Here is a 26,283-nt window from a genome sequence, read left to right on the forward strand (position 1 = left end):
CCATGGAGCCCTGGCTCTTCCTCGGAGCGGCATTCGTGCTCGTGGCATTCGGCGGTCTGATGGCCGCCGTCGATTCGGCCATCGGCGTGAGCTCGCGCGCCGACATCACCGACCTGGGCTTCAGGTCGCGGGCGCGCCGCTCGCTCCTCGCGATCGCCGAGGACACCGGCGCCCACGTGAACGCGGTGAACTTCATGCGCATCATCGCCGAGACGACCTCGGCGGTGCTCGTGACCCTCGCGTTCACCTTCTTCATCGAGAGCATCTGGCTCGTGCTGTTGTACTCGGCGCTCATCATGACCGCCGTCTCGTTCGTGCTCGTGGGGGCGAGCCCGCGCAGCGTCGGCCGTGCACACTCGCCCACGGTGCTCCGTCTCACGGCTCCGCTCGTGCATTTCCTGCGCGTGCTCCTCGGCCCGCTGGCGGGAGCGCTCGTCACGCTCGGCAACCGAGTCACGCCCGGCCGCATCCGCTTCGCCGGGGTGTCGAGCGAGGAGCAACTGCTCAGCATGGTCGACGAGGCGACCGAGCTCGACGTGCTCGAGGAGGGCGACCGCGAGCTCATCCACTCGATCTTCGCGTTCAACGACACCGTGGTGCGCGAGGTCATGGTGCCGCGCACCGACATGGTCACGATCGACGCCTCCGAGCACCTCGCGCACGCGATGGCGCTGTTCCTGAGGGCCGGCTACTCGCGCATCCCGGTCGTCGAGCGCGACGCCGACGACGTCACCGGCATCCTCTACCTGCGAGATCTCGCACGACTCGGCTTCGAACAACCGCTCGATGCCGAGGGCCTCACCGTCGGCGAGCTCGTGCGCCCAGCGGTCTTCGTGCCCGAGTCCATGAAAGCCGACGCGCTGCTCCGCCAGATGCAGCTCGAATCGAACCACCTCGCGATGGTCGTCGACGAGTACGGCGGCATCGCCGGACTCGTCACGCTCGAAGACCTCATCGAGGAGCTCGTCGGCGACATCTCCGACGAGTACGATCGCGAGGCCGCCCAGGTCGAGGAACTCGAGCCGGGGCGGTATCGCGTGAACGTGCGACTGCCGATCGGCGAGCTCGGCGAGCTCTTCGGCCTCGACCTCGAGGATGAAGACGTCGACTCTGCAGGCGGGCTGCTCTCCAAAGAGCTGGGCCGCCTCGCGCAGCCCGGCGAGCGCGTGACCGTCTCTGGCCTCCTGCTCGAAGCCGAGCGCACCGAGGGCCGCCGAAAGCGCATCTCCACCATCCTCGTCGAACGCGACCAGGCGCTGATCGATGCGCAGACCGCGTTCGAGTCGGGCGACCCCGAAGGAAGGAACAGCCGTGGCTGAGTACCGTGCCGGATTCGTCTCGATCGTCGGGAGGCCCAACGTCGGCAAGTCGACGCTCACCAACGCCCTCGTCGGCGAGAAGGTGGCGATCACGAGCTCGAAGCCGCAGACCACGAGGCGCGCCATCCGGGGCATCGTGCATCGCGAACGCGGACAGCTCATCCTCGTCGACACGCCGGGGCTGCACCGCCCGCGCACGCTGCTCGGCGAGCGACTGAACACGCTCGTGCAGTCGACGCTCGGCGATGTCGACGTGATCGCGTTCTGCGTTCCCGCGAATGAGGCGATCGGTCCGGGCGACCGCTACATCAACGAGCAGCTCGAGCAGTATCCGAGGGCCAAGAAGGTCGCGATCGTGACGAAGACGGATGCCGCATCGAAGGCGCACGTCGCCGAGCAGCTCCTCGCGGTCTCGCGACTGCGCGAATGGGACTCGATCGTCCCGGTCTCGGCGCCGCGCGGCGAGCAGCTCGAGGTGCTCGTCGACGAGCTCCTCGCGCTCATGCCGACCGCGGAGCACGAGCTCTACCCGGCCGAGATCCTCACCGACGAAGACGTCAACGAGCGGATCGCCGAGTTCGTGCGCGAGGCGGCGCTCGAGGGCGTCTCCGACGAGCTGCCGCACTCGATCGCCGTGACCATCGACGACGTCATCGAGCGCGACGACAAGGACCTCGTCGAGGTGTACGCCAACCTCTACGTCGAGCGCGACAGCCAGAAGGGCATCATCATCGGCAAGGGCGGCGCGCGGCTCCGCGAGGTCGGGGCGACCGCTCGGGTGCAGATCGAGGGCCTCCTCGGCCGCAAGGTCTTCCTCGCCCTGCACGTGAAGGTCGCCAAGGACTGGCAACGCGACCCCAAGCAACTGGGGCGCCTCGGCTTCTGAGCACTTCTGGGAGCCTGCGCCTGTCCTCACCTCTCCGGGGGATACATCGCTAGGATGATTCCGCGGGCGTCGTGAAGGCGGAGCCCGACCGGGCGCGTACGGTGGATCGGTGCCCACCTCGACCAGCCGTGCCCGGTTCACGACGGATGCCGTGCTGGCCGGCGTCTTCGCGGTGCTCTGCCTGCCGTTCGCGGCACTCGGCGGCTGGCCCGATTTCGTGGTGCTCGCCGCCTTCGCGGCAGCACTCGTGGTGCGTCGCCGGGCGACTGCCTGGTCGCTCGGGATCGCCTGGGGCGCCGCGCTCCTGCAGATGACGATGCTGCGCGATCTGCAGCTCTACGACGCTGCCGTGCTCGGCGTGCTCTACTCGACCGCCGCGCACGGCGGGCGGGTGCTGAAGTGGCTCGGCCTCGCCTCGGCCGGCGTCGGGGCGCTGCTGGCGACCGGGTACCTCGCGGTCGTGAAGCCGCTCCTCGACAACGCCGGCTTCGCCTCGGGAGACCCGTTCAGCACGGTGCTCCTCGCCGCCGTGCTCTTCGTCGCGTCGATCGCGGTGCTCGTGCTCGCGTGGACCACGGGCCTGCTCGTGCGTTCGGTGCGCGACACCCGCGAGGTACGGCGACGCGAGGAGACCGCCACGCGCGAGCGCGCGCTCGTCGAGTATCGCTACGCGGTGGAGCAGGAGCGCAATCGCATCGCCCGAGACATGCACGACGTCGTCGCGCACTCGCTCGCCGTCGTCATCGCACAGGCCGACGGCGCGAGGTTCGCCGCGCCGTCGAGGCCCGAGGCGGGCATCGAGGCGCTCGGCACGATCGCGGGCGTCGCGCGCGGCGCCCTGGGCGACGTGCGGATGCTACTCGCCGAACTGCGCCACCACGAGGCCGGCGCCCCGCAGCCCATGCTCGACGACCTTGGCGAGTTGCTCGAGCAGGTGCGCGCCGCGGGCCTCGACGTGCGCTTCACGGAAACCGGCGAGCGCCGTCAACTCGGCACCGGTCACCAGATCGCGGTGTACCGGATCGTGCAGGAGGGCCTCACGAACGCCTTGCGTCACGGCGACGGCGCGGAGCCGGTCTTCGTGGACTTCGCGTGGGATGCAGCAGGTGTGGAGCTCGAGGTCGTGAACGCCATGCACCCGGATTCCGTTCCGACCGAGCCGCACACCATCCGGCACGGCGTTCCCGGCATGCGCGAACGCGCGCAACTCGCCGGCGGATCACTGAGCGCCGAGGCCGGCGACGACGGGCGATTCCGGCTCCGCGCCCGCATCCCCGTCCAGCTAGGGAGCATCGCATGAGCACCATCCGCGTCGCACTCGTCGACGACCAGGCCCTCTTCCGTGCGGGCGTCCGCATGCTCGTCGAGTCGCAACCCGACCTCGACGTCGCGGGAGAGGCGGGCGACGGGGCCTCCGGTATCGCCCTCGCCGCCCGGTCCCGGCCCGACGTGATGCTGATGGACGTTCGGATGCCGGTGCTCGACGGCATCTCGGCGACCGAGCGCATCCTCGCCGAGGCCGACCTCGAGGGGCGCACGCCGCCGCGGATCCTCGTGCTCACGACCTTCGACCTCGACGAGAACGCCGCCCGGGCGATTCGGGCCGGAGCGAGCGGGTTCGTGCTGAAGGATGCCGACCCCGAGTTCCTGCTCGCCTCGATCCGCACCGTCCACCAGGGCAACCAGGTGATCGCCGCTTCGGCCACGCGAGAGTTGTTCGCCCACGTGGGCCGGGGGAGCGGGCGCCGTCCGGCTCCTGCGGCCTGGACGGGGCTCACGCCGCGCGAGCGTGAGATCTTCGCCCTCGCGGCGCGCGGGCTCTCGAACGCCGAGATCGCGGCATCCGAGTTCCTGAGCGAGGCGACCGTGAAGACGCACGTGAGCCGCATCCTCGCGAAGCTCGGTCTCCGCGATCGCGTGCAGCTCGTCGTGTTCGGCTACGAGCACGACCTCGGCAGCTGACCCGGCCCGCGTCATCCTCGAGGATGACGGCGAACCATCCGACCGCCGGATGCCGCACCGCGGCCGCCTCCGTAGCTTCGATGTCATGCAGATCCAACCCTCAGACCTCGGCCTCATCGCTCGCGTCGCGACCCTCGGCAAGCACTACGGGGAGGGCGCGGGAGCGGTCACCGCGCTCGACGACGTCTCGCTCGGGCTCCGGCGCGGCGAGTTCACCGCCATCATGGGCCCGTCGGGCTCAGGCAAGTCGACCCTCATGCACATCATGGCCGGCCTCGACACGCCGAGCTCGGGCCGAGTGTGGCTCGGCGACACCGACATCACCGAGCTCTCCGACAGTGCATTGACCGTGCTCCGCCGCCGGCGCGTCGGGTTCATCTTCCAGTCGTTCAACCTCGTGCCGACCCTCGATGTGCGCGGCAACGTCATGTTGCCGTTCGAGCTCGACGGCCGTCGCCCGAGCCGCGAGGAGCAGGCGTGGATCGACGAGCTGCTCGAGACGCTCGGTCTCGGTGCGCGGCTCGGCCACCGGCCGCACGAGCTCTCGGGCGGGCAGCAGCAGCGGGTCGCGATCGTGCGCGCCCTCGCGACCCGCCCCGACCTCGTGTTCGCCGACGAGCCCACCGGCAACCTCGACTCCCGCACCGGGCGCGAGGTGCTCGGCCTCCTCGCCGCCGCGAGTGCCCGATACGGCCAGTCGATCGCGATGGTCACGCATGACCCGATCGCAGCGAGCCACGCCGACCGCATCCTCTTCCTCGCCGACGGCCGGATCGTGCGCGACTCGGCGCGATCGACGCCCGAGGACATCTCGACGTTCATGCTCGCGATGGAGGTCGCGGCGTGAGCACTCGGCTGAAGGACCAGTGGCCGACGCTCCTCGTCGCTGCGCTGGCCGCCACCTTCGGGGTCGCGCTGCTCCACATCACCGGCCTGCTCGGTGCCGCGATCGCTGCCGACGACGTCACCGGCGGGAGCATCACCGTGGCGCTCATGCTCGGTGTCGTGGCGATGGTGTTCATCGTGATCGCGATCTACGTGAGCGCGGTCGTCACGGCGAACACGGTGTCGACCGTCGTCGCCGGGCGTACCCGGCTCATCGCACTGCTCCGGCTCGTCGGCTCGAGTGCCCGCACCCAGCGTGCGCAGATCACCAGGGAGGGGCTGCTCGTCGGCGTGGCCGGGGCGGCCATCGGCGTCGTGCTGGGCACGGGCGTCGCGTTCGCGCTCGACGAGATCGCCGTCGCGAACGAGCTCATGCCGGTGACCGACTACGCGTACCTGAACGTCTGGGTCGTGCTGCCTGCGGTCGCGGTCGTCATCACGACCTGGCTCGCCTCGTGGGTCGGCTCCCGGCGCGTGCTCCGGGTGCGGCCGATCCAGGCGATCGGCAACTCGAACGAGCAGGACCGCGAGGAACTCGGTCGAGGGCGCGGTCGCAACGTCAGCGCCATCGTGTTGTCGGTCCTCGGCCTCGGCATGCTCGTCGCCGGCGTCATCTGGGGGCCGACCAACCCCGCGTGGATGCTCGTCGCCGTGTTCGGCGGCGTCGTCTCGTTCACCGGGATCGTGCTCGCCGCCCACGTCGTCATGCCGCCGGCCCTTCGCCTCGTCGGTCGCCTCTTCGGAGGCTCGCCCTCCGCTCGTCTCGCGGCCGAGAACGCGGTGCGCCATCCCGAGCGGAGCTCGCGCATGACCATCGGGCTCGTCATCGGCGTGACGCTCGTGACGACGTTCGCCGTCGCGATGGAGTCCTATCGCGCGATGCTCCTCGCCGCGCAGCAGGTGCGACCGGAGGTGTACGCCGGCATCGACGAGATGCTGAACGCGACCATCGCGATCTTCACGGTGCTGATCGGCTTCAGCGCCCTGATCGCCGCGATCGGCATGGTGAACACCCTCTCCCTCAGTGTGATGCAGCGCACTCGGGAGCTCGGCCTGTTGCGCGCGCTCGGGTTCGACCGTCGACAGCTCCGGCGCATGATCGTCGTGGAGAGCGGGGCGCTGACCCTTGCGGCGACGGCGATGGGCATCGTCCTCGGGTTCGGCTACGGGTGGGCCGGCGCGCAGGCCCTGCTCGGCGGCGTCCAGGGTGGGACGACGTTCGTGCTGCCCGGCATTCCGTGGGCACTGTTCGGCGGGCTCCTCGTCGCCGCAGGCGTGCTGACCCTCGTCGCGTCGATCGCGCCGGCTCGCCGCGCCATGCGGGTCTCGCCGGTGGTGGCACTCGCGGTGGAGTGAACGACGACGCTGAACGGATGCCACGGCGCCTGCGGCATCCGTTCAGCGTCATGTTTCGCGAGCACGCGTCCTCGGTGTTAGCCTTGACGCGTGCTTCCCGGCCTGCTCCTTCTTAGCTGCCGCAGCGAGTCCTAGTTCACAGGCCTCCCTCGCTGCGGAGTTCGTCGTCGGCTGAAACCCATCCGTAAGCGAGAAGAGCACCCAATGCAGAACACCCAGAAGCCGTCGTCGATGCCGGTTCATCGGTACCGCCCGTTCCACGAGCAGATCCGCGTCGAGCTCCCTGATCGCACGTGGCCGTCCAAGCGCATCGAGCGCGCGCCCCGCTGGTGCGCCGTCGACCTGCGCGACGGCAACCAGGCCCTCATCGACCCGATGAGCCCCGAGCGCAAGCGCATCATGTTCGACCAGCTCGTGCGCATGGGCTACAAGGAGATCGAGGTCGGCTTCCCGAGTGCGAGCCAGACCGACTTCGACTTCGTGCGGAGCCTCGTCGACGAGGGCGCGATTCCCGACGACGTCACCATCCAGGTGCTCACCCAGGCGCGCGACCACCTGATCGAGCGCACCTACGAGTCGATCGCGGGTGCCAAGCAGGCGATCGTGCACCTCTACAACTCCACGAGCATCCTGCAGCGCGACGTGGTGTTCCGCACCGACAAGCAGGGCATCATCGACATCGCCCTCCACGGCGCTCGCAAGTGCCGCGAGATGGAGGCATCCGTTCCCGGCACGACCGTGTACTACGAGTACTCGCCCGAGAGCTACACAGGCACCGAGCTCGAGTTCGCCGTCGACGTGTGCAACCAGGTGCTCGAGATCTTCGAGCCCACGCCCGAGCGCAAGGTCATCATCAACCTCCCGGCGACGGTCGAGATGGCGACGCCGAACGTCTACGCCGATTCGATCGAATGGATGTCGCGGCACCTCGCCCACCGCGAGAACGTCATCGTCTCGCTGCACCCCCACAACGACCGCGGCACCGCCATCGCGGCGGCCGAGCTCGGCTACCTCGCCGGCGCCGACCGCATCGAGGGCTGCCTCTTCGGCAACGGCGAGCGCACGGGCAACGTCGACCTCGTCGCCTTGGGCGTGAACCTGTTCACGCAGGGCATCGACCCGCAGATCGACTTCTCCGACATCGACGAGATCAAGCGGACCACCGAGTACTGCAACCAGCTGCCGGTGCCCGAGCGGCACCCGTGGGCGGGCGACCTCGTCTACACGGCGTTCTCCGGCTCCCACCAAGACGCCATCAAGAAGGGCTTCGAGGCGATGGACGCAGAGGCGGCCCGGCGCGGCGTCACCGTCGACGAGCTCGAATGGGCCGTGCCCTACCTGCCGGTCGACCCGAAAGACCTGGGCCGCAGCTACGAAGCCGTGATCCGCGTCAACTCCCAGTCGGGCAAGGGCGGCGTCGCCTACCTGCTGAAGACCGACCACGCGCTCGACCTGCCGCGACGCCTCCAGATCGAGTTCTCAGGCGTCGTGCAGGCCAAGACCGATGCCGAGGGCGGCGAGGTCTCGAGTGCCGACATCTGGCGCATCTTCAACGACGAGTACCTGCCCGCTCCCGCCGACCACCCCGACGAGAAGTGGGGCCGCTTCGAGCTGCTGTCGCTGCGCACCGAGAGCGCGCTCGACGGGGTCGTCAACGTGCACGTCGGACTACGCGACGGCGAAGAGCGAGTCGAGGCCGACGCGAACGGCAACGGACCCATCTCGGCGTTCCTCGCGGTGCTCGGCGCCGAGGGCGTCGACGTGCGGCTCCGCGACTACGTCGAGCACACGCTCGCCGCGAGCGGCAGTTCCCAGGCGGCCGCGTATGTCGAGCTCGAGGTCGAGGGCCGGGTGCTGTGGGGCGTCGGCATCGACGGCGACATCTCCACCGCGTCGCTGAAGGCCGTCGTCTCCGCCGTCAACCGGGCGCTGCGCGGAGCTCCCGTCAAGGCTGACAAGCTCGAGACCGTCACCGCCTAGCGATCGGATGCCGCGAGCCCCACGTCGGGCTCGCGGCATCCGTGTTCCCTCAAGCGCGTCGCCAGACCTTCCAGCTGCCGAGGGCACGTTGCTCGGGAAGGCTCCAGCCGTAACGCACCGAGCCCAGCCTGATGAGCGTCGTGACGACGACGCACGCCGTGGCAGCCGCGATGATGGGCGTTCCCATCGCGACGAGCACGACGAGCAGCGTCGTGCCCACGGTCGCCGCGACCGCGTACAGCGATCCGACGTGCATCAGGGCGATCGGCAGGTTGAGGGCGACGTCGCGCAGGATCGAACCGCCGACCGCTGAGAGCACGCCCACGAACACCGCGGGGACGACGGGCACGCCGTAGGCGAGCGCCTTCGAGGTGCCGATCGCGCCGAAGAGCCCGATCGTCACGGCATCGAGGGCGATGATGAGGCCGTTGAGCCGGGCGAACACGCGAAGCAGGAGCATCCCGAGCAGGGCGGCTGCGGTGCCGACCGGCAGGTACCAATTGCTCGCCATCGCCGCCGGGAGCTGGTTCAGCAACAGGTCGCGCATGAGGCCGCCGCCGAGTCCGACGATCACGCCGATGAGGGCGACGCCGAGCAGGTCGATGCGGCGCTCGGTGAGGCGGGCCGCGAACATCGCGCCCTGGATGGCGCCGACGGCGACGGCCGTGAGGTCGAGCCAGAGGGGGATGATGAACAGGGCCGAGGTCACGGCACCAGTGAATCACGCGAGCGCCTCGGCCGTGCGCGGCCCGGAACGCGAGATAATCGATTGTGCCCGTGTATCGAGATGAAGCCGTCGTGCTCCGCACCCACAAGCTGGGTGAGGCCGATCGCATCCTCACGCTGCTCACGCGCCGGCACGGCAAGGTCAGAGCGGTCGCGAAGGGAGTGCGCCGAACCGGATCGAAGTTCGGTGCGCGACTCGAGCCGTTCATGGTCGCCGACCTGCAGCTCTACGAGGGCCGCACCCTCGACGTCGTGACCCAGGCGGAGTCGATCGGCTCCTACGGCGCGGAGATCACCCAGAACTACGGGTCGTACACGGCGGCGAACGCGATGGTCGAGGCGGCCGACAAGCTCACCGAAGACGAGGGATCGCTGCAGCAGTACCTCCTGCTCGTCGGCGCGCTCCGCTCGCTCTCGCGTTTGGAGCACGGTGCCAGCCTCACCCTCGACTCCTACCTGCTGCGCGCCCTCGCCCTCGCCGGGTGGGCGCCGAGCTTCCAGGACTGCGCGCGCTGCGGCAAGGTCGGTGAGCACACGGCGGTCGTCGTGCAGCTCGGCGGAGTGGTCTGCGATGACGATGCGCCGCCCGGCACGCCGCGCATCGCCCGCTCGACCGTCGCCCTGCTCGGCGCCCTGCTCGCCGGAGATTGGGCCTTTGCCGAGGCGGCCGGCGAGGGCGACCGCAACCAGGCGAGCGGCATCGTCGCCGCCTACACCCAGTGGCACCTCGAGCGCGGCCTCCGCTCGCTGTCCCACGTCGACCGAGAAACGGCGGCCCCGTGAGCCCGAAGCCCTACACCCATCGTGACGCGGTGCCCTACCGGCCGATCGATTGGACGGGCCTCTATCCTCCCGAGCTTCCGAAGGGCGCCGTGCCGAACCACGTCGCGATCGTCATGGACGGCAACGGCAGGTGGGCGAACCGCCGGGGACTCACGCGCATCGAAGGACACAAGGCGGGGGAGGCGGCCCTCCTCGATGTCGTGGCGGGTGCCATCCAGGCCGGGGTGAAGCACGTCTCGGTCTACGCGTTCTCGACCGAGAACTGGAAGCGCTCACCCGAGGAGGTGCGCTTCCTCATGGGCTACAACCGCGACGTGCTGCACCGGCGTCGCGACCAGCTCAACGAGTGGGGCGTGCGCATCCGCTGGGCGGGGCGGCGCCCTCGGCTCTGGGCGTCGGTCATCAACGAGCTCCAGTACGCCGAGAAGCTCACCGCCCGAAACGACACGCTCACCCTCACGATGTGCGTGAACTACGGCGGTCGCAACGAGCTGGCCGACGCCGTGCGCTCGATCGCCGACGACGTGGCATCCGGGCGCATCCGCCCCTCCGCCGTCACGGAGAAGCTCATCGCCAAGCGCCTCTACGTACCCGAGCTGCCCGACGTCGACCTCTTCGTTCGCAGCTCCGGAGAGCAGCGCACCTCGAACTTCATGCTCTGGCAGTCGGCGTACGCCGAGATGGTCTTCCTCGACACGCTCTGGCCTGACTTCTCGCGCACCGAGCTCTGGCAGGCGATCGAGGTCTACGCGGCCCGCAACCGCCGGTTCGGCGGCGCGGTCGACGCGCCGACCGCGGGGTGAGCGCTGCGCTACCGCACGGCTTGCGCGAACGCTCCCGAGAGCCACGTCTCCGCCTCGCGAGGGCTTCGGAGCCGCACGATCGTGAGCTGCGGATGCCTCGCCGCGGCGCCTTCGACGAGAGACGACCACGTCGAATGCGTGCGCCAGGCCCAGCGCACGATGTGGTCGGCGTCGGTGAACGCCGTGCGCAGAGGCGGCTCGACGTTGCCGTTCCAGAGCACCTCGCGACGCACCTGTCGCCTGACCGTGCGCCGCAGCACGCGGAACATCACGAGCGGCCGTGGGTAGTCGAGCCACACGAGGAGTTGCGCACGTGACGCGAGAAGGTCCCGCGCGTCGGCGTAGAGCCACTCGGTGGCCCATTCGGCTCGCGACGTGAAGGCGGCGACCTCTTCCATGAAGCTCGGGCGCGGGGTCCAGCCGGGCCCGTGCCGCAAGGCGTCGATCTCCTGGTACGGGATGCCGGAGGCGGCTGCGAGTCTCCGCGTGAACGTCGACTTCCCCGAACCGCTCGTGCCCGCGACGATCACCCGTCGGGGTCGAAGCGGGAGCGGGTCGGAGGGGCTGAGCATCATCCGAGCGTATCCAACGACGTCGCCGCATTCCGGTGCGGGAATAGGCGGACGGCAACATCCGTTCGCATACATCGTGAGTGAGGCCATCAAGATCGACATCTGGTCCGACATCGCGTGCCCGTGGTGCTACATCGGCAAGCGGCACCTCGAGAGCGGCATCGCCGCGCTCGGCGCCGACGCCCCCGACGTCGAGATCGAGTACCACTCGTTCGAACTCGCGCCCGACACTCCCGTCGACTTCCACGGGTCCGAGGTCGACTTCCTCGCCAAGCACAAGGGCCTGCCGGCCGCGCAGGTGCACCAGATGCTCGATCACGTCACGGGCGTCGCTGCAGCAGCGGGACTCGACTACGACTTCGACGCGCTCCAGCACACGAAGACCCTGAAGGCCCACGAGCTGCTGCACTTCGCGAAGGAGCAGGGCCTGCAGCTCGAGCTCACCGAGCGCCTCATGCGCGCGTACTTCACCGAGGGGCGCCACGTCGGCCGTATCGACGATCTCGTCGAGCTCGCGGCCGAGGTCGGGCTCGACGCCGACGCGGCACGCACCGCGCTCGAGTCGGGGCACTTCGCCGCCGACGTGCAGGCCGACATCGCACAGGCCGGCGCCTACGGCATCAACGGCGTGCCGTTCTTCGTGTTCGAGGGCAAGTACGGCGTCTCGGGCGCCCAGCCCGCCGAGGTCTTCACCCAGGTGCTCACGCAAGTCGCCGGCGAGCGCGACGAGACCGCAGCGTGACCGACGAAGCGACGACGACGGATGCCGCAGCGCCGTCGCCGTTCACGATGGTGACGGGCGACCCGTCCGCGATGGTGTGCGACGGCGACGTCTGCTACATCCCCGGAGCCTCCACGGAGTAGCGCGGCCAGCGCGTCGGCCTGTCCGTCCGCCCGGCTACTCGGGGTCGGTGATGTCGGCGACCGTGGCATCGAACGCGTCGACGAGCCGGTCGGCATCCACGAAGAGACTGCGACCGTGCTCGCCCGCGCCCATCGATACGCGGCGCCCGGCGATCGTGGCGTCGACCACGACGGGCCACGCGGTCGTCGAGCCGAGCGGCGTGATGGTGCCGCGCTCGTATCCCGTCGCCGCGAGCGCGAGCGAGGCATCCGGAAGCTGGAGCTTGTTCACACCGAGCAGCGCCCTGAGCTTGGGCCACGAGATCTTGCGGCCGCCGGGCACGAGCGCGAAGACGTAGGTATCGTCGCTGCGCTTGACGACGAGCGACTTCACGATGTCGGCCGGCGTGATGCCCATGAGCTCGGCGGCCTCCTCGAGGCTGCCGGCGGCCGGCCGCTCGATGATGTCGACCTCGAGGCCGCGCGCCGCGGCATCCGCTCGCACGCGGTCCGCACCGATGAGTTCACCGTCGGTCATCTCGTCCTCCACAGTCTGGTCCTCCTCGGAATCCTAGGCGCGCAAGCGGCCGGTGGGCGCCGGGCGCTGCAAGTCTGGGAGAATCGACGGTGATGTCATCGATCACCACGCTTCCCGCGGGCCCGCTCACGATCGGCGGGCTCCAACTCGACGTGCCCGTCGTGCTTGCCCCCATGGCGGGCATCACGAACACGGCGTTCCGTCGGCTCTGTCGCGAGTTCGGCGCCGGCCTCTACGTGAGCGAGATGATCACGTCGCGCGCGCTCGTCGAGCGCACCACCGAATCCATGCGGCTCATCACGCACCACGAGTCAGAGGTCCCGCGTTCCATCCAGCTCTATGGCGTCGACCCGAAGACGGTCGCCGAAGCCGTCACGATGCTCGTGGCCGAAGATCGCGCCGACCACATCGACCTGAACTTCGGATGCCCCGTGCCGAAGGTCACCCGCAAGGGCGGCGGCGCCGCGTTGCCGTGGAAGACGGGGCTGTTCCGGGGCATCGTCGAGGGGGCGGTGCGCGCCGCCGGCGACGTGCCCCTCACCATCAAGATGCGCAAGGGTATCGACTCCGACCACCTCACCTACCTCGAGGCCGGCCGCATCGCCGAGGGCGCCGGCGTTGCGGCCGTGGCGCTGCACGCGCGCACGGCCGCCGAGTTCTACTCGGGCGAGGCCGACTGGTCGGCGATCGCGAGATTGAAAGAGACGGTCACCAGCGTGCCGGTGCTCGGCAACGGCGACATCTGGTCGGCCGACGACGCGCTCCGCATGGTGTCAGAGACCGGCTGCGACGGCGTGGTCGTCGGGCGCGGATGCCTCGGCCGGCCGTGGCTCTTCGGCGATCTCGCTGCAGCGTTCCGCGGCGAGGCGCGAACGGCCACGCCCTCGCTCGGCGAGGTCGCGCAGACCTTCCGCAGGCACGCCGAGCTGCTGACCGAGTTCTTCGACAGCGAGGAGCGGGGGTGCCGCGACATCCGCAAGCACGTCGCCTGGTACTTCAAGGGCTACCCCGTGGGCGGTGAGCTTCGCTCGCGCCTCGCAACGGTCGAGTCGCTCGAGCAGCTCGACGAACTGCTCGGCACGCTCGACTGGTCGACGCCCTACCCGGGCGAAGGCGCCGAGGGGCCACGGGGGCGTGCCGGCACGCCGAAGAAGCCGGCCTTGCCCGAGCGCTGGCTCGACTCGCAAGAGCTCGTCGGCGACGATCGGGTCACCCTCGTCGATGCAGAATTGGACACCAGTGGCGGCTGATTCGAACGTGGGGCGCTACACCGAGTTCGACGCCGACCGCTGGCTGCCCGAGCAGCATTCCTCACCCCGAAGCGACTTCGCCCGCGACCGCGCGCGCCTGCTGCACTCGAGTGCGCTTCGTCGGCTCGCCGCGAAGACCCAGGTGCTGAGCCCCACCGCCGGCCTCGATTTCGCACGCAACCGGCTCACGCACTCGCTCGAGGTCGCCCAAGTGGGTCGCGAGCTGGGAGAGAGCCTCGGCCTCGACCCCGACGTCGTCGACACCGCGTGCCTCGCGCACGACCTCGGGCACCCGCCGTTCGGTCACAACGGCGAGCGCGCGCTCAACGACTGGGCGGCCGACATCGGGGGATTCGAGGGCAACGCACAGACCTTGCGCCTGCTCACGCGACTCGAGCCGAAGGTCTTCGGCGCCGACGGTCGCAGTTACGGGCTGAACCTCACGCGCGCGAGCCTCGATGCCAGCTGCAAGTATCCGTGGCCGGCCGAGTCGTCGGTCGCCGATCCGAGCGGCCGTGCGAAGTTCGGCTTCTTCACCGACGACGTCGAGGTGTTCACCTGGCTCCGCGAGGGAGCTCCCGAGGGCGTGCGTTGCATCGAAGCCCAGGTCATGGATCTCTCCGACGACATCGCCTACTCGGTGCACGACTTCGAAGACGCGATCGTGAACGGCTACATCGACGTCGCAGCGCTCGGCAGCCGCGTCGACCACGATGCGCTCGTCGACTCGATGCACGAGTGGATCGGTGGCGAGATCGGTCACGACGGCCTTATCGCCGCGTTCGACCGGCTCGACCGGCTCGACGGCTGGCCGGTCGCGTGGAGTGGCTCGCGTCACGATCTCGGAGCGCTCAAGAACCTCACGAGCCAGCTCATCGGCCGATTCGTACACGGCGCCATGTCAGCGACGCTCGCCGCACATCCCAGCGCGAGCCTCGTGCGGTTCGGCGCGAACATCGTCATTCCGCTCGACGTCCAGGCCGAGATCGCGGTGCTGAAGGGGATCGTCGCGACGTTCGTGATGTCCCGCAACACCAGGCAGCCCATCTACACCCAGCAGCGACGCATCCTCGCCGATCTCGCCGACGTGCTGCTCGCGAGCAATGGAGCCGAGCTCGACCCGGGGTTCTCGACCGACTGGGCTGCTGCCGCCGACGACGCGGCGCGCCAGCGCGTGGTCGTCGACCAGGTCGCGAGCCTCACCGACCAATCGGCGCTCGCCTGGTACGAACGGCTCGTGCAGCGCTGATGGCAGCCCTCCCCGCCTGCCCGGCGAACTAGGATGAAGTCCATGGCGGGCCGCATTCGACAGAGCGATGTCGATGAGGTGAAGGCCCGCACGAACATCGCCGACATCATCGGCGAGCACGTGAGCCTGAAGTCCGCGGGCGTCGGCTCGCTGAAGGGTCTCTGCCCCTTCCACGACGAGCGCAGTCCGAGCTTCCACGTGCGGCCGGGGCTCGGCTACTACCACTGCTTCGGCTGTGGTGAATCCGGCGACGTCTACACCTTCCTCCAGCGCATGGACCACGTCTCCTTCACCGAGGCGGTCGAGCGGCTGGCCGGCAGCATCGGCTTCGAGCTGCACTACGAAGACGGCGGGCAGGCGTCCGATCACGGCAACCGCGCGCGACTCCTCGCCGCCAACCAGGCGGCTGCCGAGTACTTCATCGAGCAGCTCGGGTCGCCCGAGGCGGAGGTGGGTCGGCGGTTCCTCGGCGAACGCGGGTTCGATGCCGAGGCGGCGAGGCGATTCAGTGTCGGCTTCGCACCGAAGAGCTGGGACGCGCTCACCAACCACCTGAAGAGGCGGGGGTTCACGACCGAGGAGCTCGCAGCGGCCGGTCTCGTCTCGCAGGGCGACCGCGGCGTCTACGATCGGTTCCGCGGCCGTCTCGTGTGGCCGATTCGCGACGTCACCGGGCAGACCGTCGGGTTCGGCGCGCGACGCCTTCTCGACGACGATCAGGGCCCCAAATACCTGAACACTCCCGAGACCGCGATCTACCACAAGGCGCAAGTGCTCTATGGCCTCGACCTCGCCAAGCGCGACATCGCCAAGACCCATCGCGTCGTCGTCGTCGAGGGGTACACCGACGTGATGGCGTGCCATCTCGCCGGTGTCACGACGGCGATCGCGACATCCGGCACCGCCTTCGGCGTCGATCACATCAAGGTGCTCCGCCGCGTTCTCGGTGACGACTCCGGACTCGGAGAGGTCGTGTTCACCTTCGACGGCGACGCGGCCGGGCAGCAGGCGGCGATGCGGGCCTTCGCCGAGGAGCAGCGCTTCGCCGCGCAGACCTTCGTCGCGGTCGCGCCCGACGGGCTCGACCCGTGCGACCTCCGACTGGCACGCGGCGATGCCGCGGTGCGTTCGCTCGTCGACTCTCGTCAGCCGATGTTCGAGTTCGTCATCCGTCACACGCTCACCCGCTACGACCTCGAGACCGTCGAGGGCCGCGTCGCGGCACTGCGGGCGGCCGCGCCGATCGTCGCCGACATCCGCGATCCGTCGCTCCGGCCCGGGTACACGCGAGAGCTCGCTCGCATGCTCGGGCTCGAACTCGCCGAAGTGACTCGTGCGGTGCGCGGTGCCACAGGGCGGCCCAAGCCGGGCAGTGAGGGCGGGTCGGCGGCATCCGGTGCGGGTTCGGTCCAGTCGGGGGCGACGGATGCCGCCGAGCGCCCGTTCTCGATCACCGAGCTGCCGAGCGACCCCTCCACACGCCTCGAGCGGGATGCCCTCCAGGCCATGCTGCAATTCCCCGACGCCGTGGGCCACGACCTCTTGCGGCACGCGGCCGACAGCCGATTCGGCAACGCATCGCTCGCGGTCGTGCGCGACGGCATCGCGTCGGTGCTCGCCTCGCCCGATCCCGCCATCCGCATCGAGCGGGTCGTCGCCGAGGTGCCGGCCCCGTTTGCGGGGGTCGTGCAGCAGCTCGCGGTCGCGCCCGTTCCGCAGCGCGATGAGGCAGAGCTCGCGTCCTATGTGCGAGGCGTCGTGAGCGCACTCGTCGATCGCGAGCTCCTGCGCCAGAAGTCCGAACTGCTCGGGCGGCTCCAGCGCACCGACCCGAGCGACGCCGCGACGTTCGCGACGCTGCAGCGCGCACTCGTCGAGCTCGAGACCGAGCGGCGCGCGCTTCGAGCCGAGTGAGTCCATCCGTCATCCGGGCTCTCCACGCGGATCGTGTGCGTAAAAGATTGCAGATCGGTAAATATTCCTCCGTTTCGACGGCCCTCGATGCAACATCCGGGCCTCGTGTGCTAGGTCTGGGGTATACGAGAACGCGCCGCGGTTCACTGCTGCGCGCTTCATTCCTGACAGGAAGAGGTAGACGGATATGACATCCGCATCCATGAACCGGCGTCGCGGACTCATCGCGGCGGCCGGTGTCTCGGTGGCAGCTCTCGCTTTCGCCGGCTGCACGCCTGGCGGCGGCGGTGGCGAAACCGGCGGTGGCACGCTGACGATCGGCACCACCGAGCAGGTCACGGCGCTCGACCCGGCCGGTTCGTACGACAACGGTTCGCTCGCGGTGCACACGCAGGTCTTTCCGTACCTGTTGAACACCGACTATCAGAGCACCGAAGTGGTGCCCGACCTCGCCGAATCGGCTGAGTTCACCTCCCCGAGCGAGTACACGGTGACGCTTCCCGAAGGCCTCAAATGGGCGAACGGCAACGATCTCACCTCCGCCGACGTGAAGTTCACCTTCGACCGCCAGCTCGCCATCGCCGACCCGAACGGCCCGTCGTCGCTGCTCTACAACCTCGACAGCGTCGATGCTCCCGATGACACGACCGTCGTCTTCAATCTGAAGGCCGAGAACGACCAGGTCTTCCCGAAGATCCTCACGAGCTTCCCCGGCGCGATCGTCGACGACGAGGTCTTCGCGGCCGACGCACTCACTCCCGACGAGGAGATCGTCGAGGCGAACGCGTTCGCCGGGCCGTACGTCATCACGAGCTACGACTTCAACAACCTCATCTCGTACAAGGCGAACCCCGACTACAAGGGTCTCCTCGCTCCGGCGAAGACGGAGACCGTGAACGTCAAGTACTACACCGATGCGTCGAACCTCAAGCTCGACGTGCAGGAGGGCAATATCGACGTCGCGAACCGCACCCTCAGTGCGACCGACATCGAAGATCTCCGCGGCAACGACAACGTCCAGGTCGTCGACGGCCCCGGTGGCGAGATCCGCTACCTGGTGTTCAACTTCAACACCATGCCGTTCGGTGCCACGACGGCCGAAGCCGACCCGGTCAAGGCCCTCGCCGTCCGCCAGGCGATCGCCGACCTCATCGACCGCAATGCCATCTCGGAAGATGTCTACAAGGGCACCTTCTCGCCCCTGTACTCCTACGTGCCCGAGGGGCTCGCCGGCGCGAACGAGGCGCTGAAAGAGCTGTACGGCGATGGCGACGGCGCGCCCGATGCAGACCGGGCCGCCGAACGGCTCGCGGCAGCAGGTGTCACGACGCCGGTCGCGCTCAACATCCAGTACGTGGCCGAGCGCTACGGACCGTCGTCGAGCGATGAGTACGCGGTCATCAAGGAGAACCTCGAGGAGAGCGGCCTGTTCACGGTGAACCTGCAATCCACCGAGTGGGTCCAGTACTCCGAGGACCGCGTTGCCGACCTCTACTCCGTCTTCCAGATGGGCTGGTTCCCCGACTACTCGGATGCCGACAACTACCTCACGCCGTTCTTCCTCAAGGAGAACTTCCTCGTGAACCACTACGACAACCCCGAGGTGAACGACCTGATCCTCGAGCAGGCGGTCACGCAGGACCCGGCAGAGCGCGAAGCACTCATCGGCGAGATCCAGGACAAGGTCGCGGCTGACCTCTCCACGATCCCGTACATGCAGGGAGCCCAGGTCGCCGTTGTCGGAACTGACATCGAAGGGGCCGAAGACACCCTCGACGGCTCGTTCAAGTTCCGGTACGCCGCTCTGTCAAAGGGCTAGTTCCGACTAGAGTCGTTGAAGCTCGACGACGGGGGCGATCTGCTACCGCGGGTCGCCCCCGTTCCCCTGTACCCCGAGGATTCCATGAGCACACTTGACACCGCGCCCGTCGCCGAGGGAGCGCCCGCCGCGGGCCGACCGAAGCCGAAATCGCAGGGCGGTGGGTTCGGCCGCTATCTGCTCGTCCGATTCCTGCTGATCTTCCCGACCATCTTCATCCTCGTCACCCTCGTCTTCTTCCTGATGCGAACGACGGGCGACCCGATCACCGCCGCACAGGGCGGGCGCCTCGGACCCGAGGCCCTTGCCGCGCTCCGCGAGGCTGCAGGCTACGACCGGCCTCTCTTCATCCAGTACTTCGAATACCTCGGCCAGGTGGCGACCTTCGACTTCGGGTCGACGCTCACGACGAACCGTCCGGTCATCGACGTGCTCACCACCTACGGGCCGGCGACGTTCGAGCTCGTTGCCTACTCACTCATCATCGCCTTCGCGGTCGGCATCCCACTCGGCCGCCTCGCCGCCTACCACCGCGACAAGCCGCAGGACGCGGTCTTCCGCGTGCTCGCGATCCTCTGGTACGCCGTGCCGATCTTCTTCGCGGGCCTCCTGCTGAAGCTCATCTTCGCGGTGTGGCTCAAATGGCTTCCCGTCGCAGGGCGCGCAAGCGTGAGCGCCGAACTGCAGATGCAGGTCCTGCCGAACAAGACGAGCTTCTACACGATCGACGCACTGATGACCGGCGACCCCGCGGTCCTCGGCGATGTGCTCGCGCACGCCGTGCTGCCGGCGATCGCCCTCGGCCTGCTCACGGGCGGCATCTTCCTCCGGCTCGTGCGCACGAACGTGATCGGAACGCTCGCGACCGATTACGTCGATGCGGCGCGCTCACGCGGGGTCGCCGAGTCTCGGCTGCTGCGCAAGCACGCCTATCGGCCGGCGCTGATCCCGATCGTCACGGTCATCGGCCTGCAGATCGCACTGCTCCTCTCGGGCGCGGTGCTCACCGAGACCACGTTCGAGTGGAAGGGCCTCGGCTTCATCCTCGCCGAGTTCCTCGAGTCCCGTGACTTCGTCGCCGTCCAGGGCATCGTGGTGCTGCTCGCGGTGATCGTCGCCCTCACGAATTTCGTCGTCGACATCATCGCGGCGTTCATCGACCCGAGGGTGAGGTACTGAGATGACCGCGGCATCCGTCACCCCCGTGCGCCGTCGCCCACTGCGCGATCGGCTTCCGATCGTCCACCAACTCCGGCAGAGCATGGGCCTCCAGCGGGGCATGCTCGTCGCCGGTCTCGTCATGGTCGCGGTGTTCATCCTGTGCTCGATCGTCGCGCCCCTGATCGCCCCGTACGGCTTCGCACAGCGGAAAGACGAGTCGGGCGGGTTCGGTACACAACAGCCACCATCGCCCGAACACATTTTCGGCACCACAGTCGGCGGCTACGACGTGTTCTCTCGCGTCATCTGGGGCACCCAGACCGCGATCCTCGTGATCGTCATCGCCGTGATCCTCTCGATCTTCATCGGCGTGGCGCTCGGCCTCTTCTCCGGCTACTTCGGCGGCTGGCTCGACCGCGTGCTCGTCGTCGTGTGCGACGCGATCTACGCCTTCCCGTCGCTGCTGCTCGCCATCGTGCTGTCGATCGTCATCTCGCAGGGGCAGTCCAACCTGTGGGGCGGCGTGCTCGCGGCGGCCGGGTCCATCACGGTGGTCTTCATCCCGCAGTACTTCCGGGTGATCCGCGCCGAGACGGTGCGCATCAAGGCCGAGGCGTTCGTCGAGTCGGCGAAGGTGCTCGGCGCCTCGAGCACGCGGATCGTGTTCAAGCACGTCTTCCGCAATGCCACGCGCACTCTTCCACTCATCATCACGCTCAACTCGTCGGAGGCGATCCTGACTCTCGCGGCCCTGGGCTTCCTCGGCTTCGGCATCGAGCCGACGGCTGCAGCCGAGTGGGGGTACGACCTGTTCAAGGCGCAATCGGATGTCACGAGCGGCATCTGGTGGACGGCCTTCTTCCCGGGCGCCGCCATCGTCTTCACGGTGCTCGGCATCACCCTCGTCGGCGAGAGCCTCAACGACCTGGCCGATCCGCGGCTCCGGGGGCGCCGCCGCGTCGCACAGGCGGCCGGCGAGGTCGCCGCGACGTCGGTCGTCCCCGGCGGCACGTTGACGGCCGGTCCCGGAGGCCTCGATGGTCTCGAAGACGGCCAATCGTTCGACGAGCACGGGATCGAGGTCAGGCGATGAGCACGGTGGTCGACATCAGGAACCTCGGCGTCTCTTTCGCGACGGATGCCGGGGCGGTCAAGGCGGTCGACGACGTCTCGCTGTCGGTCGCCCGCGGTGAGGTGCTCGCGATCGTCGGCGAGTCCGGCAGTGGCAAGACGGTCACGGCGAAGACGATCCTCGGGCTCCTCCCCGAGACGGCAACGACGAGCGGCGCCGTGGTGCTCTCGAACCGCGAGGGCACTCGCGAGACCGACATCATCAGCCTTTCGACACACCAGCTCCGCGAGGTGCGCGGCACCGACGTCGCCATGGTGTTCCAAGAGCCCTCGACTGCGTTGAACCCGGTGTACACCGTGGGCTGGCAGATCATGGAGGGCATTCGGGCCCACGGCGACGTCTCGAAGAAGGACGCGCGCGCGAAGGCGATCGACATCCTGCGACGGGTCGGCATCCCCGACCCCGAGGAACGTGTCGACCACTATCCGCACCAGTTCTCGGGCGGGCAGAAGCAGCGCGTGGTCATCGCCATGGCGCTCGTGCTCGACCCCGGCCTGATCGTGGCCGACGAGCCCACCACCGCGCTCGACGTGACGGTGCAGGCGGAGATCCTCGATCTTCTTCGGAAGTGCCGAGATGAGTTCGGCACGGCGATCGTGCTGATCACCCACAACATGGGCGTCGTCGCCGATCTCGCCGATCGTGTCGCGGTGATGTACGAGGGCAACGTCGTCGAGCAGGCCGACGTCGAGACGCTGTTCTCGGCTCCGCAAGCCGACTACACGAAAGCCCTGCTCGCCGCCGTGCCGTATGTGGGCCACGGTGCCGCGAGTGCGGTCGAACGCGTAGCCGCGCGGGCCGCGGGATGGGCCGAGCTGACCCCCGTCGTCGAGGCGCGCGGACTTGAGATCTCGTATCCGGGCCGATTCGGCCGGCCGGGGTTCCGCGCCGTCGATGGCGTCGACTTCGTCATCCGACCGGGGGAGGTGCTCGGTCTCGTCGGCGAGTCCGGCTCGGGCAAGACGACCATCGGCCGTGCGATCGCAGGGCTCACGAAGGTCACCGGAGGATCGCTGCGCGTGCTCGGCGCGGAGATGAACGGAATCCGCGAGCGGAATTTCCGTCCGCTCCGCAGTCGGCTCGGATTCGTGTTCCAAGACCCGGCTTCGAGCTTCAATCCGCTCCTGACGATCGCCGAGTGCGTCGCCGAGCCGCTCATCATCCACGGCCGGGCGAAAGACGCCAATGCAGCCCGAGCACGGGTGAACGAGCTGCTCGAGGCCGTGCAGCTGCCACGCGCATACGGCGACCGCTACCCTCACGAGCTGAGCGGCGGCCAGCGACAGCGTGCCAGCCTTGCGCGCGCGCTCGCGCTCGAACCCGAACTGCTCATCGCCGATGAGCCGACCTCGGCGCTCGACGTCTCGGTGCAGGCTCGCGTGCTCGAGCTGTTCGCCGAACTCCAGCGCGAGTTCGGCTTCGCGTCGCTCTTCATCAGTCATGATCTCGCCGTGGTCGACCTGCTCGCCGATCGCATCGGCGTGCTCTACCGCGGCTCGCTCGTCGAGGAGGGCACCGGTGCCGAGGTGCTCGGAGCTCCGAAGCATCCGTATACCCAGCGCCTGCTCGCGTCCCTCCCGGTACCCGACCCGGTCGCCCAAGCCGAGCGCCGCGCGGAACTCCGGCGCATTCGGGAGGCGAGCTGATGACCGGTGCCGCGCACCGTTATCCCATCGTGCTGAGCGATCTCTCGATCGAATACCCCGCCCATGGAGCGAGCGCCGCCCACGTCGCACTGCACGGGATCTCGCTCAGGGTCGCGCCTGGCGAGGTGCTCGGAATGCTCGGCAGCGCAGGCAGCGGCAAGAGCACTCTCGCGAAGGTGCTCTCCGGCGTCGCCTTCGAGCCGCGCACCGGCGACGTGCGACCGGTGATCACGGGCGGCGAGGCGACGGTGCTCGGCCACCAACTTCGCGGTCTTCCGAAGCGAAAGCTTCCCGAGTACCGCTTCCACGTGGGGTACCTGCCGCAGGATGCCGCGTCGAGCCTGCCGCCCGACCGCACGGTCGCCGAGATCGTCGGCGAACCGATTCTCGAACGCGACCGTCGGTACAACCGCCACGCGCTCACGAACCGGGTGGCGACGATGATCGACAGCGTGCGGCTGCCGCTCGGCATGCTCGATCGGTTCCCCTACGAATTGAGCGGCGGCCAGCGCCAGCGCGTCGCGCTCGCCCGCGCGCTCGTGCTCGGCCCGTCGGTGCTCATCGCCGACGAGCCGACCGCCGGCATCGATCTCACCGTGCGGGACGCGGTCGCCCAGCTCATCCGCGACCTGCGCGAGCAGCACACGTTCTCGGCGATCATCATCAGCCATGACCTGCCGGTGCTGCGCCGCACCGCCGACCGCATCGCCGTGCTCGACAAGGGCGAGCTCGCCGCGATCGGCACGATCGACGAGGTCTTCGACGATCCGCGGCATCCGTATGTCATGGCACTCGCGGGTGCACTCGACGCCGGACACGCGGTGATCGACGAGCTGGACTCCGGCCCACTCGCGTGACGGATGTCGCGGCCGCTCGGGGGCCGGCACGAATTGGGAGTCGGGCACTCCCTTTGCTAGAGTATCGATGCTGAACAAGCGATCCTCCATAGCTCAATTGGCAGAGCAATCGGCTGTTAACCGATAGGTTCTTGGTTCGAGTCCAAGTGGGGGAGCCGCAGAACCCCGTCCTTCCCGAGAAGGACGGGGTTTCTTGTGTTAACCCGGTCGGCGCTGCCATCAGCCGGTACGACGCCTAGATCATCGATGCATAGAACCGCAAGGTATAATGATCGATGGATCGGGGTGTCATGAACATCGACAAAGACCTGGTGGCCGCGATGGCGACACCGCTCGTGCTTGCGATCCTCGTCGAGGGCACGAGCTACGGCTATGCGATCCTCAAGCGGGTCCGTGAGCTCTCCGGCGGCGATCTCGAATGGACCGACGGAATGCTGTATCCGCTGCTCCACCGGCTCGAGCGAATGGGCTGCATCCGCGCCGAGTGGGGCGTCTCGCCCGAGGGCAGGCGCCGCCGCTATTACAAGATCACCGAGGTCGGTCGCGCCCAGCTGGCGGAGCAGCGGCGGCAATGGGACACCGCGACCCGCACTCTCGGCGGGCTGTGGGAAATGGCAGTTCCAGTGGCAGGGGCATGAGCATGGATTCCGTCGAGCACCAGATCGACCAATGGCGCGCCGCGGTCCTTCGGGGTCGTGCGGTCGACGGAGGCGACGCCGACGAGCTCGAAGGCCATCTGCGGGAGCAGATCGAAGAGCTCGAGAGTGCCGGACTCTCGGGCGATGAGGCCTTCCTCATCGCGGTCAAGCGGCTGGGTGAGGTTGACCTCATCACCGCGGAGTTCGCTCGCGAGCACAGCGATCGGCTCTGGAAGCAGCTCGTGATGTCACACCCTGACGAGAGCGGGCAGCAGGCGGTGCTGACGATGCTCGGCTTCGCCTTGGTCACCGCCGTGCTCATCCAGGTCGCTCGCCTTCTCGCCCAGGTTCCCGGCTCGAGCAGCGCGTGGTTCCTGCGGGACCTCAGCCTCTTCGTCCTGCCGGTGCTCGCGACGTTCTTCGCGGTGGTCAGACGGATGCCGTTGAGACCCGCCGTCAGCCTCGTCGGGGCAGTGGCCGTGCTCGCAGTGGCCGTCAACGTCTTCCCGTTTCCTCCGGGTTCGAGCACCGACCTGCTCGTCGCGATTCATCTCCCGTTCGCGCTCTGGTTCGTCGTGGGTGTCGCCTATGTCGGGGGAGACGTGCGATCAGCCGCCAGGCGCATGGACTTCATCCGATTCACCGGCGAGTGGGCGATCTACTATGCGCTGATCGCCCTCGGCGGCGCGGTGCTGCTCGGCCTGACCAGCCTCGTGCTCACGCCGATCGCCCCCGACGCGATCCCGGAGGTCATGACCTGGGTCGTTCCATCGGGAGCCGCGGGAGCTGTGGTCGTGGCAGCGTGGCTCGTCGAGGAGAAGAAGAGCGTCATCGAGAATCTCGCGCCGGTGCTCACCGCCATCTTCACGCCGTTGTTCGCCGTCATGCTGCTGGTATCGGCGATCGGATACCTCGCGGCAGGCGTCGGGCGCGACTTCGACCGCGACCTGCTGACCGTGTTCGACGTGCTCCTGCTCGTCGTCCTCGGCCTCGTGGTCTACGGCATCTCGGCGCGTGACACGAACCGCCCGGCCGGCTTGATGGATGTGCTCCGCCTGGTGGCGGTCATCGCCGCCGTCGTGCTCGATATTCTCGTGCTCGGCTCGATGCTCGCCCGCGTGGGCGAGTTCGGGTTCACCGCCAACCGCGTGGCGGCACTCGGGCTGAACGTCGTGCTGCTCGTGAACCTCGTGATGACGGCATGGCTCATCGCCCGCCTGCTCGCGGCGAAGGCGTCGGCGGTCCGGCTCGAGCGGTGGCAGACCGGATACCTCCCGGTGTTCGCGGGCTGGGTGCTGGTGGTCGTGCTCGTCGTGCCGCCCCTCTTCGGCTTCGCGTGATCGCACGGCCTTCGCCGCGCAGTGCGCACTGCTGCCGCGGGCCTCAGCCTTCGAGGTCGTCGACGCCCGGCATCCACTGCTGGCCCGGCTGCCCCCAACCGAGCTTGCGATTGATCTTCGTGACGATGCGCTGGTCGCGCTCGCCCAAGCGGTCGGTGTAGAGGATGCCGTCGAGGTGGTCGTACTCGTGCTGGAAGATTCGCGCGAGCCAGCCCTCGGCCTCGATCTCGAACCGGACACCCTCGAGGTCGGTCGCGCGGAGGATCGCGCGCTCGGCGCGACGCAAGCCGAATCGCTCGCCCGGGAAGGAGAGGCAGCCCTCGGACTCCTCGTCGGGGTCGGGGTCGCCGACGGGGGGCGGGGAGATCCAGAGTTCGGGATTGATCGCGACGCCGCGCCAGCGGGTGCCCGCCTCGTCGACCCAGCCGAAGGTGAAGAGCCGGAGCGCCACACCCACTTGCGGAGCGGCGAGGCCGACGCCCGGCGCGGCATCCATCGTCTCGAAGAGATCCCGCACGAGCGCACGCAGTTCATCGTCGATCGACTCGACGGGCAGGGCGGGGGAGTGGAGGACCGGGTCGCCGGTGATTCGTATGGGGAGCACGGCCATTCGGACAGGATATC

Annotated in this window: 25 protein-coding genes and 1 tRNA gene; 22 read left to right on the forward strand and 4 right to left on the reverse strand. The window is 68.7% G+C overall.

The window, feature by feature from the left end; all coding sequences use genetic code 11:
• Positions 1-2: 2 nt before the first annotated feature.
• The 7 genes from QFZ29_RS07025 (at position 3) to leuA (ending at position 8,388) form a co-directional block, all read left to right on the forward strand.
• The gene (locus tag QFZ29_RS07025; protein ID WP_306893474.1) at positions 3-1,319 is read left to right on the forward strand and encodes a hemolysin family protein; all 1,317 of its coding nucleotides are present in this window, start codon (positions 3-5) and stop codon (positions 1,317-1,319) included.
• Complete coding sequence (gene era, locus QFZ29_RS07030) at positions 1,312-2,205, forward strand: GTPase Era (protein ID WP_241843070.1); 894 nt, start codon at positions 1,312-1,314, stop codon at positions 2,203-2,205. The genes QFZ29_RS07025 and era overlap by 8 nt, the downstream gene beginning before the upstream one ends.
• Before the next feature lie 109 nt (positions 2,206-2,314).
• Entirely contained in the window at positions 2,315-3,505 is a 1,191-nt protein-coding gene (locus QFZ29_RS07035) for a sensor histidine kinase (protein ID WP_306893475.1), read from the forward strand.
• Positions 3,502-4,167 (forward strand): response regulator, encoded by a 666-nt coding sequence (locus QFZ29_RS07040; RefSeq protein WP_306893476.1) that lies wholly within the window; start codon positions 3,502-3,504, stop codon positions 4,165-4,167. Before QFZ29_RS07035 ends, QFZ29_RS07040 begins: the two co-directional genes overlap by 4 nt.
• A gap of 85 nt (positions 4,168-4,252) precedes the next feature.
• Positions 4,253-5,014, forward strand: coding sequence for an ABC transporter ATP-binding protein (locus QFZ29_RS07045; protein WP_306893477.1), 762 nt, complete (start codon positions 4,253-4,255; stop codon positions 5,012-5,014).
• Positions 5,011-6,408 carry an ABC transporter permease gene (locus tag QFZ29_RS07050; RefSeq protein WP_306893478.1) on the forward strand — a complete coding sequence of 466 codons (1,398 nt, stop codon included), beginning with the start codon at positions 5,011-5,013 and terminating at the stop codon, positions 6,406-6,408. Before QFZ29_RS07045 ends, QFZ29_RS07050 begins: the two co-directional genes overlap by 4 nt.
• A gap of 204 nt (positions 6,409-6,612) precedes the next feature.
• The gene (leuA, locus tag QFZ29_RS07055) at positions 6,613-8,388 is read left to right on the forward strand and encodes a 2-isopropylmalate synthase (protein ID WP_306893479.1); all 1,776 of its coding nucleotides are present in this window, start codon (positions 6,613-6,615) and stop codon (positions 8,386-8,388) included.
• Between the two features lie 49 nt (positions 8,389-8,437).
• Here leuA and QFZ29_RS07060 read toward each other — a convergent pair whose 3' ends face one another.
• Complete coding sequence (locus QFZ29_RS07060; RefSeq protein ID WP_129520465.1) at positions 8,438-9,097, reverse strand: trimeric intracellular cation channel family protein; 660 nt, start codon at positions 9,095-9,097, stop codon at positions 8,438-8,440.
• Between the two features lie 62 nt (positions 9,098-9,159).
• On the opposite strand from QFZ29_RS07060, the gene recO reads away from it, so the two are divergent.
• On the forward strand, positions 9,160-9,897 hold the full coding sequence (recO, locus tag QFZ29_RS07065; RefSeq protein ID WP_306893480.1) for a DNA repair protein RecO: 738 nt from the start codon (positions 9,160-9,162) through the stop codon (positions 9,895-9,897).
• Entirely contained in the window at positions 9,894-10,700 is an 807-nt protein-coding gene (locus QFZ29_RS07070; RefSeq protein ID WP_306893481.1) for an isoprenyl transferase, read from the forward strand. Before recO ends, QFZ29_RS07070 begins: the two co-directional genes overlap by 4 nt.
• An 8-nt stretch (positions 10,701-10,708) precedes the next feature.
• On the opposite strand, the gene QFZ29_RS07075 is transcribed toward QFZ29_RS07070, so the two are convergent.
• The gene (locus tag QFZ29_RS07075; protein ID WP_306893482.1) at positions 10,709-11,272 is read right to left on the reverse strand and encodes an AAA family ATPase; all 564 of its coding nucleotides are present in this window, start codon (positions 11,270-11,272) and stop codon (positions 10,709-10,711) included.
• A 76-nt stretch (positions 11,273-11,348) separates the two neighbouring features.
• On the opposite strand from QFZ29_RS07075, the gene QFZ29_RS07080 reads away from it, so the two are divergent.
• Both QFZ29_RS07080 and QFZ29_RS07085 read left to right on the forward strand, forming a co-directional pair.
• Positions 11,349-12,014, forward strand: a complete 666-nt coding sequence (locus QFZ29_RS07080; RefSeq protein ID WP_306893483.1) for a DsbA family oxidoreductase — start codon at positions 11,349-11,351, stop codon at positions 12,012-12,014.
• The gene (locus tag QFZ29_RS07085; RefSeq protein WP_306893484.1) at positions 12,011-12,136 is read left to right on the forward strand and encodes a hypothetical protein; all 126 of its coding nucleotides are present in this window, start codon (positions 12,011-12,013) and stop codon (positions 12,134-12,136) included. The genes QFZ29_RS07080 and QFZ29_RS07085 overlap by 4 nt, the downstream gene beginning before the upstream one ends.
• 34 nt (positions 12,137-12,170) lie before the next feature.
• Here the strand turns inward: QFZ29_RS07085 and QFZ29_RS07090 are convergent, their stop codons facing one another.
• The gene (locus tag QFZ29_RS07090; RefSeq protein ID WP_306893485.1) at positions 12,171-12,653 is read right to left on the reverse strand and encodes an aminoacyl-tRNA deacylase; all 483 of its coding nucleotides are present in this window, start codon (positions 12,651-12,653) and stop codon (positions 12,171-12,173) included.
• Between the two features lie 92 nt (positions 12,654-12,745).
• Between QFZ29_RS07090 and dusB the strand changes: the two genes are divergently transcribed.
• The 11 genes from dusB to QFZ29_RS07145 all read left to right on the forward strand — a co-directional run bounded on the left by dusB (position 12,746) and on the right by QFZ29_RS07145 (position 25,659).
• Positions 12,746-13,903: a tRNA dihydrouridine synthase DusB gene (dusB, locus tag QFZ29_RS07095; RefSeq protein WP_129520460.1), complete on the forward strand. Its 1,158-nt coding sequence runs from the start codon at positions 12,746-12,748 to the stop codon at positions 13,901-13,903.
• Positions 13,875-15,152, forward strand: a complete 1,278-nt coding sequence (locus QFZ29_RS07100) for a deoxyguanosinetriphosphate triphosphohydrolase (RefSeq protein WP_306893486.1) — start codon at positions 13,875-13,877, stop codon at positions 15,150-15,152. Before dusB ends, QFZ29_RS07100 begins: the two co-directional genes overlap by 29 nt.
• A gap of 42 nt (positions 15,153-15,194) precedes the next feature.
• Entirely contained in the window at positions 15,195-17,066 is a 1,872-nt protein-coding gene (dnaG, locus tag QFZ29_RS07105; protein WP_306893487.1) for a DNA primase, read from the forward strand.
• A 187-nt stretch (positions 17,067-17,253) separates the two neighbouring features.
• Positions 17,254-18,885, forward strand: a complete 1,632-nt coding sequence (locus QFZ29_RS07110; RefSeq protein ID WP_306893488.1) for an ABC transporter substrate-binding protein — start codon at positions 17,254-17,256, stop codon at positions 18,883-18,885.
• A gap of 84 nt (positions 18,886-18,969) precedes the next feature.
• Positions 18,970-20,064 carry an ABC transporter permease gene (locus QFZ29_RS07115; RefSeq protein ID WP_306893489.1) on the forward strand — a complete coding sequence of 365 codons (1,095 nt, stop codon included), beginning with the start codon at positions 18,970-18,972 and terminating at the stop codon, positions 20,062-20,064.
• A 1-nt stretch (position 20,065) separates the two neighbouring features.
• Complete coding sequence (locus QFZ29_RS07120; RefSeq protein WP_306893490.1) at positions 20,066-21,139, forward strand: ABC transporter permease; 1,074 nt, start codon at positions 20,066-20,068, stop codon at positions 21,137-21,139.
• Positions 21,136-22,824, forward strand: a complete 1,689-nt coding sequence (locus tag QFZ29_RS07125) for an ABC transporter ATP-binding protein (protein ID WP_306893491.1) — start codon at positions 21,136-21,138, stop codon at positions 22,822-22,824. Before QFZ29_RS07120 ends, QFZ29_RS07125 begins: the two co-directional genes overlap by 4 nt.
• On the forward strand, positions 22,824-23,681 hold the full coding sequence (locus tag QFZ29_RS07130) for an ABC transporter ATP-binding protein (protein ID WP_306893492.1): 858 nt from the start codon (positions 22,824-22,826) through the stop codon (positions 23,679-23,681). Before QFZ29_RS07125 ends, QFZ29_RS07130 begins: the two co-directional genes overlap by 1 nt.
• A gap of 82 nt (positions 23,682-23,763) precedes the next feature.
• Positions 23,764-23,836, forward strand: a tRNA-Asn gene (locus tag QFZ29_RS07135).
• Positions 23,837-23,956: 120 nt separating this feature from the next.
• Entirely contained in the window at positions 23,957-24,319 is a 363-nt protein-coding gene (locus QFZ29_RS07140) for a PadR family transcriptional regulator (RefSeq protein ID WP_373426189.1), read from the forward strand.
• 2 nt (positions 24,320-24,321) lie between these two features.
• The gene (locus QFZ29_RS07145; RefSeq protein WP_306893493.1) at positions 24,322-25,659 is read left to right on the forward strand and encodes a permease prefix domain 1-containing protein; all 1,338 of its coding nucleotides are present in this window, start codon (positions 24,322-24,324) and stop codon (positions 25,657-25,659) included.
• A 43-nt stretch (positions 25,660-25,702) separates the two neighbouring features.
• Here QFZ29_RS07145 and def read toward each other — a convergent pair whose 3' ends face one another.
• A complete protein-coding gene (gene def / locus QFZ29_RS07150) occupies positions 25,703-26,269 on the reverse strand; it encodes a peptide deformylase (RefSeq protein WP_306893494.1) in 567 nt (188 codons plus the stop codon).
• Between the last annotated feature and the right edge of the window lie 14 nt (positions 26,270-26,283).

Source organism: Agromyces albus, from assembly GCF_030815405.1.
GTDB classification, from domain to species: Bacteria; Actinomycetota; Actinomycetes; order Actinomycetales; family Microbacteriaceae; genus Agromyces; species Agromyces albus_A.

Coding starts and splice junctions, on each gene's coding strand:
- QFZ29_RS07025 (WP_306893474.1), top strand. CDS start 3: ATGGAGCCCTGGCTCTTCCTCGGAGCGGCATTCGTGCTCGTGGCATTC.
- QFZ29_RS07040 (WP_306893476.1), top strand. CDS start 3,502: ATGAGCACCATCCGCGTCGCACTCGTCGACGACCAGGCCCTCTTCCGT.
- QFZ29_RS07045 (WP_306893477.1), top strand. CDS start 4,253: ATGCAGATCCAACCCTCAGACCTCGGCCTCATCGCTCGCGTCGCGACC.
- leuA (WP_306893479.1), top strand. CDS start 6,613: ATGCAGAACACCCAGAAGCCGTCGTCGATGCCGGTTCATCGGTACCGC.
- QFZ29_RS07075 (WP_306893482.1), bottom strand. CDS start 11,272: ATGCTCAGCCCCTCCGACCCGCTCCCGCTTCGACCCCGACGGGTGATC.
- QFZ29_RS07090 (WP_306893485.1), bottom strand. CDS start 12,653: ATGACCGACGGTGAACTCATCGGTGCGGACCGCGTGCGAGCGGATGCC.
- dusB (WP_129520460.1), top strand. CDS start 12,746: ATGTCATCGATCACCACGCTTCCCGCGGGCCCGCTCACGATCGGCGGG.
- QFZ29_RS07100 (WP_306893486.1), top strand. CDS start 13,875: ATGCAGAATTGGACACCAGTGGCGGCTGATTCGAACGTGGGGCGCTAC.
- dnaG (WP_306893487.1), top strand. CDS start 15,195: ATGGCGGGCCGCATTCGACAGAGCGATGTCGATGAGGTGAAGGCCCGC.
- QFZ29_RS07110 (WP_306893488.1), top strand. CDS start 17,254: ATGACATCCGCATCCATGAACCGGCGTCGCGGACTCATCGCGGCGGCC.
- QFZ29_RS07115 (WP_306893489.1), top strand. CDS start 18,970: ATGAGCACACTTGACACCGCGCCCGTCGCCGAGGGAGCGCCCGCCGCG.
- QFZ29_RS07120 (WP_306893490.1), top strand. CDS start 20,066: ATGACCGCGGCATCCGTCACCCCCGTGCGCCGTCGCCCACTGCGCGAT.
- QFZ29_RS07125 (WP_306893491.1), top strand. CDS start 21,136: ATGAGCACGGTGGTCGACATCAGGAACCTCGGCGTCTCTTTCGCGACG.
- QFZ29_RS07130 (WP_306893492.1), top strand. CDS start 22,824: ATGACCGGTGCCGCGCACCGTTATCCCATCGTGCTGAGCGATCTCTCG.
- QFZ29_RS07140 (WP_373426189.1), top strand. CDS start 23,957: ATGGATCGGGGTGTCATGAACATCGACAAAGACCTGGTGGCCGCGATG.
- QFZ29_RS07145 (WP_306893493.1), top strand. CDS start 24,322: ATGGATTCCGTCGAGCACCAGATCGACCAATGGCGCGCCGCGGTCCTT.
- def (WP_306893494.1), bottom strand. CDS start 26,269: ATGGCCGTGCTCCCCATACGAATCACCGGCGACCCGGTCCTCCACTCC.